This is a genomic window from Gelidibacter pelagius, assembly GCF_017581925.1.
Taxonomy (GTDB): Bacteria; Bacteroidota; Bacteroidia; order Flavobacteriales; family Flavobacteriaceae; genus Gelidibacter; species Gelidibacter pelagius.
Window position 1 is genome coordinate 267,837 of sequence record NZ_JAGEVG010000001.1, and the last position, 16,774, is coordinate 284,610.

The 16,774-nt window shown below is 38.2% G+C and carries 9 protein-coding genes; all 9 read right to left on the bottom strand.

Annotated elements, in window-relative coordinates:
- Positions 1-68: 68 nt before the first annotated feature.
- Complete coding sequence (ilvC, locus tag J4051_RS01150) at positions 69-1,571, bottom strand: ketol-acid reductoisomerase (protein ID WP_208231772.1); 1,503 nt, start codon at positions 1,569-1,571, stop codon at positions 69-71.
- A gap of 13 nt (positions 1,572-1,584) precedes the next feature.
- Positions 1,585-2,112: an acetolactate synthase small subunit gene (gene ilvN / locus J4051_RS01155; RefSeq protein ID WP_208231773.1), complete on the bottom strand. Its 528-nt coding sequence runs from the start codon at positions 2,110-2,112 to the stop codon at positions 1,585-1,587.
- Between the two features lie 122 nt (positions 2,113-2,234).
- Positions 2,235-3,971 carry a biosynthetic-type acetolactate synthase large subunit gene (ilvB, locus tag J4051_RS01160; protein ID WP_208231774.1) on the bottom strand — a complete coding sequence of 579 codons (1,737 nt, stop codon included), beginning with the start codon at positions 3,969-3,971 and terminating at the stop codon, positions 2,235-2,237.
- Between the two features lie 134 nt (positions 3,972-4,105).
- On the bottom strand, positions 4,106-5,785 hold the full coding sequence (gene ilvD / locus J4051_RS01165; protein ID WP_208231775.1) for a dihydroxy-acid dehydratase: 1,680 nt from the start codon (positions 5,783-5,785) through the stop codon (positions 4,106-4,108).
- The gene (locus J4051_RS01170; protein ID WP_208231776.1) at positions 5,782-6,681 is read right to left on the bottom strand and encodes a branched-chain amino acid transaminase; all 900 of its coding nucleotides are present in this window, start codon (positions 6,679-6,681) and stop codon (positions 5,782-5,784) included. Before J4051_RS01170 ends, ilvD begins: the two co-directional genes overlap by 4 nt.
- An 813-nt stretch (positions 6,682-7,494) precedes the next feature.
- Positions 7,495-10,074 (bottom strand): phosphoenolpyruvate carboxylase, encoded by a 2,580-nt coding sequence (locus tag J4051_RS01175; RefSeq protein WP_208231777.1) that lies wholly within the window; start codon positions 10,072-10,074, stop codon positions 7,495-7,497.
- A gap of 139 nt (positions 10,075-10,213) precedes the next feature.
- On the bottom strand, positions 10,214-12,037 hold the full coding sequence (locus J4051_RS01180) for an SLC13 family permease (protein ID WP_208231778.1): 1,824 nt from the start codon (positions 12,035-12,037) through the stop codon (positions 10,214-10,216).
- Positions 12,038-12,062: 25 nt separating this feature from the next.
- On the bottom strand, positions 12,063-15,770 hold the full coding sequence (locus J4051_RS01185; protein ID WP_236027143.1) for a ShlB/FhaC/HecB family hemolysin secretion/activation protein: 3,708 nt from the start codon (positions 15,768-15,770) through the stop codon (positions 12,063-12,065).
- 159 nt (positions 15,771-15,929) lie between these two features.
- Positions 15,930-16,769, bottom strand: coding sequence for an alpha/beta hydrolase family protein (locus J4051_RS01190; RefSeq protein ID WP_208231779.1), 840 nt, complete (start codon positions 16,767-16,769; stop codon positions 15,930-15,932).
- Positions 16,770-16,774: the final 5 nt, after the last annotated feature.

Here is a 16,774-nt window from a genome sequence, read left to right on the forward strand (position 1 = left end):
TTCTTTAGAGGCAGGAGGATTCTCCTGCCTTTTAAATTAAACACATCCATAGGATGCTAAGATTTCTTTTATACTAAAACTGAATCTTCAATTTCAGAATCAGCTTTTATAACTTTCATGGCGGTCATTGCTGCTCTTAATCGTTTTCCAACCGTCTCGATAGGGTGGTTTCTGATAGCATCGTTAACGGCAATCAATTCTTGATTATCAATGGCATTTGATGTTGAAAAAGAAGTTCCGATAGTTTTTGGATCAACATTCTTCATGAAATCTACCAATAGAGGTTTGGCGGCATGGTCAAATAAGTAACAACCATATTCGGCCGTATCAGAAATAACACGGTTCATCTCGAACAATTTTTTTCTTGCGATAGTATTGGCAATCAGCGGCAATTCGTGTAAAGACTCATAATAGGCTGAATCTTCAATAATCCCCGCACTCACCATAGTATCAAAAGCTAACTCTACTCCAGATTTCACAAAGGCTACCATGAGGACTCCGTGATCGAAATAGGTTTGCTCTGAGATATGATCTGATGTCAGTTCTGTTTTCTCAAAAGCGGTTTCGCCGGTTGCAGCACGCCATTTTAAAAGATTGACATCATCATTGGCCCAGTCTTCCATCATGGTCTGTGAGAAATGTCCAGAAATAATATCGTCCATGTGTTTTTCAAATAATGGCTTTAGAATAGTCTTTAATTCCTCGGCCATTTCATAGGCTTTGATTTTGGCCGGATTTGACAGTCGGTCCATCATATTTGTTATCCCACCATGTTTCAAGGCTTCGGTAATGGTTTCCCAACCTAGCTGAATCAATTTAGCAGCATAATTGGCATTGACGCCTTCTTCAACCATTTTATCGAAGGCAAGGATAGAGCCAGTTTGAAGCACGCCACAAAGAATGGTCTGCTCGCCCATTAAATCACTTTTCACCTCAGCAATAAAAGAAGATTCCAAAACACCTGCTCTATCACCTCCAGTAGCAACCGCATAAGCTTTTGCCTGATCCAAACCTTTTTGTTCTGGATCATTTTCAGGATGCACGGCTATTAACGTTGGAACACCAAAGCCACGCTTATATTCTTCGCGTACTTCTGTTCCAGGACATTTTGGTGCTACCATAATAACGGTAAGGTCTTCACGGATTTTTGTGCCTTCTTCTACGATATTAAAGCCGTGAGAATAGCTTAAGGTTGCGCCTTTCTTCATTAGTGGCATCACGGTTTTTACGACATCGGTATGTTGCTTGTCCGGCGTTAAATTCAGAACTAAATCTGCTGTTGGAATCAATTCGTTATAGGTGCCAGCGGTAAATCCATTGGACGTTGCATTTTTATACGATGCACGCTTCTCTTTAATGGCGGCGTCACGTAAGGCATAAGAAATGTTCAGACCGGAATCGCGCATGTTCAAGCCTTGGTTTAAACCTTGGGCACCACAGCCTACAATAACTATTTTCTTTCCTTTAAGTGCGTTGATGCCATCTTCAAATTCTGAGGCCTCCATAAATCGGCACTTTCCTAATTGCTCTAATTGTAATCTTAACGGTAATGTGTTGAAATAATTTGACATTTTAGTTTTATTTTTAATGTTGAAATGCTTCGAGCATTTTTGATATTTTCATTTCGTCCTTGGTCACTGCAATACGTCCTGAACGGGTAAACTGCATGATTCCGAAAACATTTAATTCACGATGTAATAACTCTAATTCTTCTTTTAGTCCAGATTTTTCGATGACGAAAAAATCTCTGTTAACGGTCACAATTCGGGCGTTGCTTTCTTTTATAATGTTTTGAACTTCACGTTCGTCGTAAAGTAAATTGGTTCTAAGCTTAAATAAGCAAGACTCTTGGTATATAGTCTCTTCTTCGGTATGGTAGTACGCTTTGATGACTTCGACTTGCTTTTCTATCTGACCGATGACTTTTTTCATTCGAACTTCTGTAAGCTTTACAACAATGGTCCATTTTGATACATTTTCAATTTCAGAAACCGATGAGTTGATGCTCTCAATATTGATGTGACGACGCTGAAAGATGGCCGAAATTCGGTTTAATAACCCGATATTATTTTCCGTGTAAATGGAAACGGTATACATATTTATTTCACTCATAGTTGTCATATGATTGTAGAGGTTAGTGGGTAGACTTACAATTTAAATTGTGCCAAAGTCATATTTATTCTCTTCTTTTTACTCAGTTATAATTATTTTTCTTCATACTTCCATCTTCAAGCTTATTCCAGACGAATATCTGAAACGCTTGCACCTGTTGGAATCATAGGGAAAACATTCCCCTCTTTTTCTACTCTTACTTCTAAGAAGTACGGGCCTTCACAAGCCATCATCTCAGCAACAGCTTTTTTTAAATCCTCTCTTTTGGTAACTTTTTGTGCATCGATATAATAGCCTTTTGCAATAGCGACAAAGTCTGGATTGGTCATTTCGGTAGATGCGTACCGTTTTTCAAAAAACAGCTGTTGCCATTGGCGAACCATTCCTAAAAATTCGTTATTCAATACAACAATCTTTACTGGTACTTTTTGCTGAAAAATGGTGCCTAACTCCTGAATGGTCATTTGGTAGCCGCCATCGCCAATAATTGCGACGACATCGCGTTCTGGAGCTGACATTTTGGCTCCGATAGCTGCAGGAAGTGCAAACCCCATTGTTCCCAATCCGCCAGACGTAATATTACTTCTGGTGGTTGTAAATTCAGCATATCGGCAAGCAATCATTTGGTGCTGGCCAACGTCGGATACAATAGCAGCATTTCCTTTGGTCTGAATATTGATTTCCTTAAGCACTTCGCCCATGGTCAATCCTTCTTTTGTAGGATACAGATCATCCTTGATGACTTTTTCGTATTCTATGGTGTACAAATCTTTAAATTGTTGATGCCATTCTGTATGTGAATTTGGTTTTAATAATGGTAACAATTGTGATAAACTTTCTTTGGCATCACCTAAAACCGACACGTCTGTTTTTACATTTTTATCAATCTCAGAAGGATCAATTTCAAAATGAATTATTTTGGCCTGTTTTGCATAAGTCTCTAATTTACCAGTAACCCGATCGTCAAAACGCATGCCTATTGCAATTAAAACATCGCATTCATTGGTCAACACATTAGGCGCATAATTTCCGTGCATACCTACCATACCAACATTTAATGGATGTGCAGTAGGTACCGCGGAAGCACCGAGAATAGTCCATGCCGCAGGAATCCCTGCTTTTTCAATAACGGCTATCAATTCTTTTTCGGCTTCACTTAATATGACTCCTTGCCCCCAAACAATAAACGGTTTTTTGGCGGAATTTATTAAAAGGGCTGCTGCTTTTACATCATCAATGTCCGTTTTTGGAATTGGATTATAGCTTCTGACACCTTTGCATTTTTCATATGAAAAATCGAATTCTTCAAATTGGGCATCTTTGGTAATATCAATCAACACCGGTCCTGGACGTCCACTTCTAGCAAGGTAAAATGCTCTGGCAATTACTTCTGGGATTTGCGAAGCTTTGCTAATTTGGTGGTTCCATTTGGTCACTGGTGTAGAAATGCCGATAATATCGGTTTCCTGAAATGCATCACTGCCCAACAAATGAGATGCTACTTGGCCAGTAATACATACCATTGGCGTAGAATCTATTTGAGCGTCTGCAATTCCTGTGATGAGGTTTGTTGCTCCTGGACCAGAAGTCGCGATAGCAACACCAACTTTTCCTGAAATCCGTGCATAGCCTTGCGCAGCATGAGTAGCACCTTGTTCATGACGTGTAAGTACATGGTGAATCTGATCTCTAAACTTATAAAGCTCATCGTATACAGGCATGATAGCACCACCTGGGTAACCATAAAGGATGTCCACGCCTTCAGCGATGAGGCATCTTATAATGGCTTCACTACCAGAGATACGCATAGTAGTAGGGGTTGTTTTTTCCACTTTATTTAATGTTTGTGTGTCTTTCATATTGAAAACTTTTTTAATTCCTTTAATCCCGATAGCTATCGGGAGGAATCTCAACAATCTTTATAGTTTTATTTATGGCTTCCCAGATCAAAGATTCCTGCCTTCCTGTCTGCCGACAGGCAGGCGCAGGAATTTTAGAATTCATCCGTTACACATCCTTTAGATGCTGATGAAACTGTTCTTGCATATTTATATAGAACGCCTCGATCAAATTTTAACGCTGGTGCCTGCCATTTTGATCGTCTTTCTTGAAGTTCTTCTTCTGATACTTCTAAAGTAATGGTATTGGTTTCGGCATCAATGGTGATCAAATCGCCATTTTTCACCAAAGCAATCGCACCGCCTTCTTGCGCTTCTGGAGTGATATGTCCAACCACAAAACCATGCGTGCCTCCTGAAAAACGACCGTCGGTAATCAATGCAACATCTTGACCTAATCCTGCGCCAATAATGGCTGCGGTTGGTTTTAACATTTCAGGCATTCCAGGACCTCCTTTTGGACCTTCATAGCGAATAACCACAACATCACCTTTTTCAACTTTTCCATCTCTAATGCCATCATTGGCGGCATATTCTCCTTCAAACACCTTTGCTTTTCCAATAAACTTCAGACCTTCTTTCCCGGTTATTTTTGCCACACTTCCTTCTGGAGCGAGATTGCCATAGAGCATGCGTAAATGACCAGAGATTTTTATCGGGTTTTCTATTGGCATAATGACGTCTTGGCCTTCTTTTAAATCGTCGACGTCCAATAAGTTTTCTGCCATGGTTTTTCCGGTAACCGTCATACAATCGCCATGAAGCATTCCTTTTTTCAGGAGATACTTTAAAACTGCAGGAATGCCGCCAACAGCGTGTACATCTTCCATTAGATATTTTCCGCTTGGCTTTAAATCTGCTAAAAATGGCGTATTGTCACTTATATTTTGAAAATCTTTAAGTGTAAAATCTATTTGTGCCGCTCTTGCGATAGCTAAAAAATGAAGTATTGCATTCGTTGAACCTCCAAGGATAGTTACCAGCCTAACCGCGTTCTCCAGAGATTTTCTGGTAATGATGTCTGAGGGTTTGATATCTTTTTCCAATAAGAGCCGCATAGCTTCGCCGGCCTTAACGGATTCTTGTTGTTTATCCTTGCTCAAGGCAGGATTTGATGAATTGAACGGTAAGGTCATTCCTAAGGCTTCAATAGCCGAAGCCATTGTATTTGCAGTGTACATCCCACCACAAGCACCAGCTCCAGGGCACGCTTTTTCTACAATTGTTTGGTATTCGGTTTCTGACATGGTACCGGCAACCTTGCTGCCCCAAGCTTCAAATGCCGAAACAATATCCAATTTTTTACCATTATGACATCCTGAATCGATGGTACCACCATACACTAAGATACTTGGTCGATCTAAACGAATCATCGCCATCAACGCTCCAGGCATATTTTTGTCGCAACCTACTACGGTTACCAAACCATCATAACTCATGGCTTGTACTACGGTTTCCATGGAATCTGCAATGATGTCACGAGAAGGCAAAGAATAACGCATCCCAGGAGTTCCCATTGAAATACCATCGCTTACCCCAATCGTATTGAAAATCAGTCCGATGATATCTTCATTTTTTGTGCCTTCCTTCACCAATTTTGCCAAATCATTCAGGTGCATGTTGCACGGATTGCCTTCGTAACCAGTACTGGCAATTCCAATCATGGGTTTGAAAAAATCTTCGGTAGTCAATCCAATGGCATGCAACATGGCTTGTGCTGCGGGTTGCGTTGGATCTTGCGTGACTGTTTTACTGTATTTATTTAGATTACTCATAGTGCTTTTGAAAGTTTGTTTTTTCGTTGTCCTAAAACTTCTTGTTGGTACAACTGCATTAATTTAAATCCTAATGAATCTGTCCATTTTAAAGGAAATTCATAATCATCCAATGATTTGAGCCCAACAACTTCCGCGGCCGTTCCCGTAAAAAATGAACTGTCTGCTTGTTTTAATTCTTCCAATTTGAAATGTTTTTCTTCAACTGGAATACCTTCTTCACGGCAAATTTCTAAGATGGTAGAACGTGTAATTCCGGCCATGATACTCCCTTTTTTAGGCGTATATAACTTTCCGTCCTTTTCCATAAAGATGTTTGCTCCTGAACATTCTGCAACATTGCCATGCATATCCAATAACAATGCTTCATCAAAACCTGCATCTTTAGCTTCATTGGTGGATAAAATGGAGTTGATATAATGTCCCGTTACTTTGGCTTCAACAAAACAGGATTTTGGATTTGGACGTTCAAATGAAGAGGTCATCACTCGCAGTAATTTATCACCCATCAATTTTCCCCATTCCCAGCACTGCATGGTCAATATGGAGTCTTTTGAAGTATATAATCCCATATTGGCACCGGTAGTGATTAAAGGACGGATATAGGCGTCTGCCAAATTGTTACGTTCCAAAAGATCGTAGGTGATGGCCGTAAGCTCTTCAACAGTATAGTTGAAGGGAATACCCATAACCTTTGCGCCATATTGTAGACGCTCGTAGTGTTCTTTAGCTTTGAAAATCTTGGTGCCTTCAGGAGTTTCGTAAGATCTAATGCCTTCAAAAACCCCATTGCCATAATGCAATGTTTGGCTGTATAAACTGCCCGTTGCCGATTCGGGTTTTAAATACTCACCGTTGTGGTAAATAATAGTTTGGTTGTTGGAATACGCGTTCATAATCATTTAAAGTTTTAAAATTACAATATAAGATTGTTTCAAGGTTTTGAAATTGGTGTTTAAGACTAAACTCAGTGTTTCTCTTTGATATGTAAAATGCTGATAATCAGTTTTATAATTCAATTTATTTATGACGTTCAAAATGCTAAACTTTTAAATTAAAAAAGCCTGTATCTCAATTGATACAGGCTTTTATGGAAATAGCATACTGTATCAACTAACAGGAGTTAATAATAATCACGCTAATAATGATAATATTTTGATTCATACTTTATTAATCTAGGTTGAAATTGAGATCCCGCAAAAAACGCGGAATTAGTTCAACTATCTGTTTTGAATTCATTGCTTCGCAATTCTTTAAAACCGAGTTTTACAAAAAAAAGCCTTCCAATTAAGAGGAAGGCTTTAGTTATATTTTTAAACTTAATGTACCATTCCTCACCGTTGTGAAATAATCACAGCGCTAATAATAGAAATAATATCTAAGTTTTGTTTTTTCATTTGTCCGTCAAAAATCAAAATTTATTATTTCAAAACCTAACATTTTTGTGAAGAATGTGTGAATCTATTTTTCATATTGATTGTTTTCTTATAAAGAATCAAGAACAAAGACTTGATTTTAAATGATTTAAAAATAGTTGTCGTTAAAATTGCCGAATCACCTCTCCTTAGAAATATTTTTTAAAATCCTCAAAAACTTTTGTTTTAAATAGGCTTATTAAGTCATTTTAGTTTTTACTGGAAACTATTGTCTTATTTTAAAGGCTCTAATCATTTTACAGAAGGAAACCTTCAAAGTATGAACTCAAATCTTTAGGCCGAATTCCTACTCGCATTAATATTTCCAAATAAAGAACGCATGACGATCTTTTCGTAAACTTTTATCTGCGCTTCATCCCGCGGTGATTCTTTCTCCAATTCCTGAATTTTCTTTAAGGCAAATTGCTGGATGGTCAAAAGCGGTAATACAATAGATTCCCTTATGCTAATGGAAGCTTTGCCTGAAGGTTCTTCTTGCATCAATTCAGTGTAGCCTGTTAACTTAAGGATCAGACGTTTTGTGATAACGTACTCATCATGGATGATATTCCAGAATTCACCATACTCAGCGTCGTCAGACATGTATTTCGTCAAATCAAAGAAAGATTTAGAGAGTGACATCATGCTGTTTTCTATCAGGGTTTTAAAGAAACTCGAGGTTTTGAAGAGGCGCTGTACTTTTTCAAATTCATTGGCATCTTCATAGTGTTTTAAAGCTGTACCAACACCAAAGAATCCAGGGACATTTTGCTTGAGTTGGCTCCAAGATCCTACAAATGGGATGGCTCTTAAATCTTCAAAAACAAGGCCTTCCGATTTGCCACGTTTGGTTGGCCTACTTCCAATATTGGTTTTGGAATAATATTTTAAGGTACTCATATTCTCTAAATAAGAAATGAATTTTGGATGCGCTTTAAAGTCCGCGTAAGCTTTATAACTCAAGCTTGCCAAATTACCCATGACTTCTCTGTTTTCTGGTTTCATGCGTAAATCGGTATCGCTTAAGCTGTTATATATACCAGAACTGATCAGTTGTTCCAAATTATATTGTGACGAATCCAAAGTTCCAAAATTAGAACTAATGGTCTGCCCTTGTATGGTCAATTGCACTTCTTTGTCTTCAATTGTAGGGCCTAAAGACGCATAAAAATTATGTGTTTTTCCACCACCACGTGCAGGTGGGCCACCACGACCGTCAAAGAAAATAGCGGTGACATCATACTTACGTGAAATTTCAGTGAGGCGTTCTTTTGCTTTGTAAATGGCCCAATTGGCCATTAGATAGCCACCATCTTTGGTACCGTCACTAAACCCAAGCATGATGGTTTGTTTGTTTTTTCTCGATTTTAAATGGGCGCTGTAAGCAGGATTGGTATAAAGCTCTTCCATTATCAAATGCGCGTTTTCCAAATCGGTTATTGTTTCAAAAAGAGGGCCGATATCCACGGGCATCTCCTCTTGAAATGAAACGAGTTTTAACATCGCAAACAATTGCATGACATGTAGTGTGCTTTGGGTATTACTGATGATATATCTGTTGCAAGCCTGTTCGCCATTATTTTCCTGAATAGTTTTAATGGCTTCAATGATTTGTAAGGTTTTGAGCGTTTCTTCCTCTTTAATCAATGAGAAGTCAATTTTACCCTTAATCTTTGAGAGCACGTCCACTTGTTCTTTATGTGAAAGATCAAAATAGTTTTTTGGAAAAATAGTGTTGCCACCATCTAATAATGTTTGCACTAAATCGGTAAATACCTTGTCGTGCGCGCGACTGTCCTGACGGATATCCAAAGTTGAAAAATGAAATCCGAAGAGGTGAATTTTGTTGAGCAAACTGTTGATTTCGGCAACATATAGAGATTGGTGTTTTTGGATGATAATGTCCTTAACCGAATTCAATTCTGCTCTTAAATCCTCTAAAGTCAATTCAGAGGGATTGCCAATCATAAGTTCATAGAGTTCTTTTTCAAGGAACGACATGCTATCTTCTATACCTCTAAAAGTTAGCTTTCTTTTTAAACTTCTAACGTCGCGATAATAATTCTTAATGATGGTTTCTTTTAAACGTGCTGCTACTTTGAGCGTGATTTCAGGGGTTACGAAAGGGTTTCCATCGCGATCGCCACCGGGCCAAAATCCGATATTGATAATGTTGTTGTCTATTTGCTTACCATCAAAAACATTTTGTTGGATATAATCGAAGATGTCTCCAAAGGATTTATAAAAAACATTTTCCAAATACCAGATTAAGCTAACAGCTTCATCGTAAGGGGTCGGTTTTTCATGTTTAAAAAATGGTGTTTTCCCTAATTGAGCGAGTAAATCGTTGATGCGAAGCAAATCGTTTTCCTTAATGGCTTCGGTCAAATCTGTAATAATTCCTAAAACAGATCCTGGATAAAATTGTGTAGGATGTGCGGTTAGGACGATCCGAACTTTAAATTCTTCCAAATATTTTTTGAGGAGTTCCAGCTTATTGTCAGCAGAGACACTTTCCTTCAAACTTCTTAAAGTACCAATCCCGTCCATATTATTGACTATGGGAAATGCCGCATCTTCAATGGCATCAAACAAAACAACCTGTCGTTCAATGTATTGAATAAAGCGAAATAACAAATTAATCTGGCTTTCTGGAGTACGTCGGGCTTGGTATTTTTTGAAAAAAGAATTGACTATAGTGGTAGGGTCATCTCCGGCACTAAAGCCTTTTTGGCAGGTTTCATGAAACAAAGGCAATAAGACACCCGTTTTTGTGACGGCATCAAATGGCAGGGTCATGAAAATTCCGTTATAGATTTGATATTTTGATAAAACACTTTGATTAAATCGTGTTAATTTTGGCTGTTTTGACATTTTTAAAAATTTGTTTGAAACTTTAAAATTACTAAAGCTAAGTGTAACCGCTTGCCATATTTGAAATTTTTACCGAATAACGATATTAGAGCAGACTACTTTTAGGATATCGCAATATAATGGAACTAAAATGTTGAAATCATAGACCATTGAGCATTGTAGATAATAGAAGCGTGCCTACAACTAACAAGATAATTGACAATAATCCTCCTATAATTAGGAAGTGTCTGAATTTATAGACCCCAGTTCCATAAATTAAGGTGTTGGTCTGGTATCCCATTGGCGTAAAAAAGCTAAAATTGGCAGCAAACATGACCGCAAGAATAAATGGCTTTGCAGGTAAATCCAATCCAGCAGCAAGCGTGATGGCTATTGGGGTTATGATGACTGCAGTGGCATTGTTGGATATAAAACCACTTAGGATCATGGTAATCGCAAAGAGAACACCTAAAATAATAATGTTATTCTGACCTGTGAGGAAATTGAGTAGAACCTCAGTGATCCAAATATCTGTTTTGGAGTTGTGCATGGCAATCCCTAACGGAATCATGCCCGCCAATAAAAAAATGATCTGCCAGTTCACCTTTTTGTAAATCTTCGATAAGTTGATGCAGTTTGTTATTAAGAGTAATCCAACTCCAGACAAAGCACTTGATAGGATGGATAGCAAACCACTTGCTGCCAAGCCAACTACCATAATTAATGACAATAAACTTATGATTCTTTTATAAGGATTGATATTATAATCTTCCTCATGATGCATTAGTACAATAGTATTGTTTATAGAATAGAGATGTTTAATTTCCTCTTCTTTTGCTTTTAAAAGCAGTTTGTCTCCAGCTTGTAAATTGGTGTTTTTAATAATTTTTGGAAGATTTAAACGCATTCCCTTTTGGAATTGTCTTCTGTTCTGTATTCCCAAAGGTCTTGCGACATTAAAGAGCAAATTTTTAATTTCAGAAAAGGATTTGTCAATAAACTCCGATCCGGGAAGAATCAATAATTCCACATAGCTGTAAGCGCTTTTTTTGGTATCCTTTTCATGATCTGGATCAAGATCTTCCGGAAGGGCCAATTCATTCTCAGCAGTAAGTCTAAAATCTTCTTTCGAGATGGACGCGTAAGCTTTGACATCACTTAAAACCACTAATTTATCATGAACTCTTAATGTGGTATTAGGCCCAGGATTATCATTGACAATATCATTGCGAATCAATTTTAGCACACGGATATCTGGGTTTTTATAAAATTTAGCATCCGAAATTGGCGTGCCAATAAGTTTAGACTCTGGTTTTACGGTCAGCGAGAACATGAACGTATTGTCAACTAATGTTTCAGTAAGATCATTATTATTGGATTTTGGTAACCATCGGCTCGCAAAGGTCATAAACACAATGCCGACCGCTAATAGGATCACGCCATAGAAGGTAAATTCAAAGAATGAAAACTGTTCTGCACCTAATTTTTGGGCGACCGAATTCACCAAGAGATTCGTGGACGTTCCCATTAAGGTACAGCTACCCCCTAAAATACCTGCAAAGGAAATAGGCATCAATAATTTTGGAGCAGAGAAATTATACTTTTCTGAAAGTTGGGCTATAATCTTTATGAAAATGACTACAACTGCCGTAGTGCTTATAAATGACGAAATAGATGCCGATATCAACATGAAAACGGGAACCATCAATACCATGGGTAAAATTTTCAATTTCTTGATGGATTGGGTCAAAAGATCAATCACGCCATTGTCTTCGAGACCAATGGCCAAAATCATGAGCATGAGGATAGTAATGGTGGCCGAACTTGAAAAACCACTAATGGCCTCCTCTGGAGAGGTCAAGCCAGATAAAACAAGTGCTACGATGATCAAGAATGCAATCTTATCTATCGGCAAAGCTTCTGTTGCAAAGAGTAGGATAGTTACTCCAAGAATGATGAATACAAGGATGATTTCAAAACTCATAGCAACATATATTTCAACAAATTAATTAAAAACCAAAACCTAAGCCTACCTGTATGATGGCATCTTCATCTGATACAAAATAACCTGCATTCACTGAAAACGCATTTAAACTGCCTATCCAGAACCCTCCGCCAAAGGAATTGTGCCATGTGTTTGACGCATCTTCAGACAACCACACACGACCATAATCAAATCCACCAAACACGCCAATGGTTATTGGAGTTACTGCAGTGACGTAACGTTTTAAGCGCCATTTAAGATCTGTACTCTGATAAAAGGATGTTTTACCTGCAAATCTATTATTTCTATATCCTCTTAAACCAGTGTCACCTCCTATAGACTGAGCATGATAGAATAAATAATCATCTCCAAAATTGGTTCTAATCTCGGCTTTTGAGCCCAAAACCAAATCTCCGGAATGAACTAATTTCTTGTCAAAGCCTAATTTGAAGGCAGCATATCCGAATTGGTTATTATCCAATTTTAAGTTTTTCTTGTACCCAAGCACTGCTTTAAAATAAAGCCCACGGGTTGGAAAGTCCATGGCATCAACGTTTTCATACAATATGTCTGCCTCAGCCCCCACGTAATTTTGAGTTTCGAAAACGTCTTCTCCAAAATTGTCGGTATTAAAGAATCGATCTTGATCTTCCTCCACACTATAGTTCTCAAAAAGAGCATGAAAATGGATGCTTCGATAAGCAATTCCACTTCTTAATTTAATTTGTTTGATTCGTGCTCTGTTAAAATCTTTGCCTACAGCATCTTCATCATATTCAGAATCATTACCATAGCCAAAAAAGTTACTGGCAAATTGGGAGCTGGCATAATAACCAATAGCTTCAAAATTCCAATTTGGGATGATATTGGCAAAAATGCCTGCATATTCAACTTCTACAGCACCAAAATTGAAAAAATAATTGGCTGAAAGCGTGTGCTTGTATCTAAAATCCTCACCATTAAAACCATGGTTGGTATAAGTATCTTTCGCTCCGAAAAATACGCCTTCGTCTGTTTTAAATCCTAAATTAGGAAAAAATACATTACTGTTCTCTTTAAACTCACGATAAATGAAGGTGTTGGTTTCATAAAGAGGTGTAAAATGTTTTGCCGGTGTTTTATCTGTAAACTCCGCTTTTTCATGTTTCCAATCGTACACTTTCAATTTTTTGCGATTGTTGATCTCAAACACATCATCGCCATGGCCACCAACTAGGCGTAACATGATTTCACGATCGCCTTCACCAGAAACTTCAAATATGTCGTCATCATTTAAACCGTAAATCCAGAGTTCTTTTGTGGCTTCTCTATCAAAAGTACGTTCAAAGAATATAGGGTTTGGAGCATCGGTCTTTAGTCGTTTCAAAACGACTTTGGTTTTGCCTTGTGGCAATCGCGTAATTTCTATTTTATCATCTTTGTTGGTGCCGTGGATCACCACAATTTGTTGCATTCTGTCGCCATAGCGTTTGGCAATCGCATCAAGGTTTTTCAATCGGCCTTTGAGTTTGTTTTTGATGTCTTCAGATGCTTCATCTTGGACTTCAGTAGGCAAACGTTGGAAAGCTTGGTCAATCACCTCGTCAGTCATGCCCGATTGGATTATTTTGGCTTCTTCCACCCAAACCGATGCATCGTGCTTGTTCAAAAATGCAACGTCCAAATTATTGCCCTCACCGTTAAACCATTTTACATTTTTTATATCCGTATCATAAGATTGCCAAAACCTGACATCAGGCATTAGCATTTTAATAATTGGAATGGCCACGCCATCAAATTTGGAAAAGGCCGCATCTCTGTCTCTTGGAATTGGAATAAATCGTATATCGTCATCGCTGATTTCATATTCTATCCAACGCCATTGATCTTCATGACGATCCCAATCGCCAATGAGCATATCAAATAATCGCGCGCGAATGTAGGCGCGTTGATCAATGGTGTATTTTTCATCTTCGTTCAATTTTTCGAGAACATCTGTGGTGCTTTCAAAATTGACAGCTTCTCCCTTTTCTTTCGGATTTGCTCGGTTGTAACCCTCAAAGTCTTTTTGTTTGTCCATTGGGCGCTCCTCAATAAAATACAATTGGTCGCCGTAATCATCTCCCAACATTTTGAAACCAGGTTGCTTTGGCAAATAGTACAATTGGGTGTTGGCATGATTGATACCAGCTGATTTTGCCAACGGATCAATGACCAATTGCATATACGGATGTGTGGTGCTGAAAAAATCATAAATCATTGTTTCGACAAAAGTTCCTTCAAAATCTTCTTCCACATAGGCAATTCCGGGAACCTTAAAACGCAAGAACTTGAGCGCATCTTTCTGTAGGCCTCTCATGGCATATTCTCTGCCTACTTCATCTTCAAGTCGTGCCGAAAAGGATTGATGTCCACCGCCTTGTTTGGTGATTTTCATTCCAGAGTATAAAGTGTCCAGTATGCCAATATCTGCAGTAACGGGTTTCCCAAAATAACTGCGATAGCGTTCTCCCCATATAAATTTATAAAATCCTGACTTATCGAGCTTGTCCTTATCTGTCGTAATAGCCAGTGTTTTTGTAGGCTCAGAAAATGTTGGAATTGGATATTCATTCTCTATTTCAGGAAATTTGTCGTTGAGTTCAAAGGAGAACGTGTCTTCCTCAGTAACAAACTTGACGTCCGAAGTGCCATCTTGATAGTAGTTGATAATAGCAAATCCTTTTTCGCCATAAGTGAATTTGCCATCAAAATCTAATGAACCCCCAATATTGGCGATGGTGCCCTTAGACATTTTGGTCCCTGTTCGACCACCCAATGAACCACTAATAATTTGACGAATGTTCTCACTGGCAAGGTATTGTAAGCTTTCCTCATGTCCTGATACAATAGTCACACGCTCATTGTCCTGCACCAAGGAGCTGATGACAGTCCGCAAGTAATTATACCGATGGGATTTGAGTCTTTGTCTTGAAAAACCTCCCAAATCAATAACTTCATGAACAATATTCCCTACTATTGGCAATGGCGTTATACTTTCTAAAAACGTGTTATTTCCTGCATATTTACCATTACTGAAAATTGGATGATGCATCACAATCAGTAGATTTTTCCCTCTTGAATCTTTTATATATCCTTCAAACTCTTCATTGAATCTGCGCTTGGTATTAATATCGGTACATTTTTTATTCATGCCTTCAATATGATCCCAATTGATGGAGAACCAGTTGGAATCTACATAAAGAATATCGAGTGTTTCATTGACTTCAACATACTCTAATGGACATACATTTGTTGGCTGTACTTCAAAGTTTGTGATGTTATTGTCTTTTAGGTAGTCTTCTACCCATTCGATCTCTGAGGTGTTTTTACTGCTCCATTCGTGATGTCCAGGAATGAAAACGGTCTTGCCCTTAAAATCTTTGGCGATTTCGATTTGGGCATTTATATACGACTTCCTTGTGCTTTTATCAGCCTTTTTTGCAAGGTTATCGCCAGTGTAAAGCAAGGTGCTTTCGTTGCTGGCTTTGTCTAAATATGACTTAAGAAGTTTTTGAAGATCAGGATTGGAGCTCGGCTCTGCAGTTCCCAAACCACCAGCAACAAAAAATGTATGAATCGGTTTTTTTGTAGAACTGTTATCCTTTGCAGGAATTTTAGATTGTGGATTATAAGTGGCGCAAGCTGAAAGGGCAAGAACTGACAAAAACATCAAAATCTTGTTGGTTGGGAGCTTCAAAATATTTGTTATCATAGAAAATATAGCATCTTAATTAGAGAATCCTTACTTAAAACTGTAGAGATTCCGGGATGTGTGCATATTATAAATTGTTTCAAACATGGGCGTACCCATTTGAAATAATTGTTGACTGCAATGTTTATAAATGAAATCTCATGGAGTATTGAAGTTTATTCAATTGATGAATTCAATACTTTTTTGAACGACCGTCTTTAATGGTTTTGGAAGCGTACTGTCTTGCCAAGGGTGTGATGCTCCAAAAACATGGTCGCTTTTTTCTATAGGAAATAGGATGCTTTTAGGACTCCAGGTGTGTAAGTCTTCAGCTTCACTGTATTTGACCGAAGGATCTTCTTTTGCGTGGATGATCAGGTGTGGGATGTTGAGCTTTTTAACCGCTTGTTCTATGTTTAAGCGTGCCTCGTTCGCTTTAAAATCTTCGTAAAACTGATAATTATGCGGCATTTGTTGTTTAGTTCTGCCGTTAAGCACGTATTTAACACCGTCTTTTTTCCATTGTTCGAGTTCCCCAGAAGTTGCTGTTCTTCTTCCAAAATCGCTCACACTTGCCCAAGTAATCAATTGGGTGATTCTTTTGTCTTCTGATGCTTTAATGGTGGCAATGCCGCCGCCGCGGGAATGTCCAATAATAATGAGTTTGTTGGGATTGATTTCAGCCTGAAAAGGATTGGATGTAGAATGCAGAAATTTGATAAGATCATCCAAATCTTCGAGTTCTTTTGAGTAGTTATTTTCCGCAAAAGCTTCCAAATCCGGGAAATCGATGGGTTGATCCATCGTCCCACCATTATGCGAAAAGTTGAATTTCACAAAAAACAAATTCGCTTTGGCAAAAGCTTCTGCGACTAAATCCCATGCGCCCCAATCTTTAAAACCTTTGTACCCATGACAAAATATGACCAAAGGCTTTTGGGTATCCGTTGCGTTGAAAAACGCATCCCAAAGGATGGGCTTTTTATGTTCTCTTTTTAAAATAATGTTTTTTTGTGTCATGATAC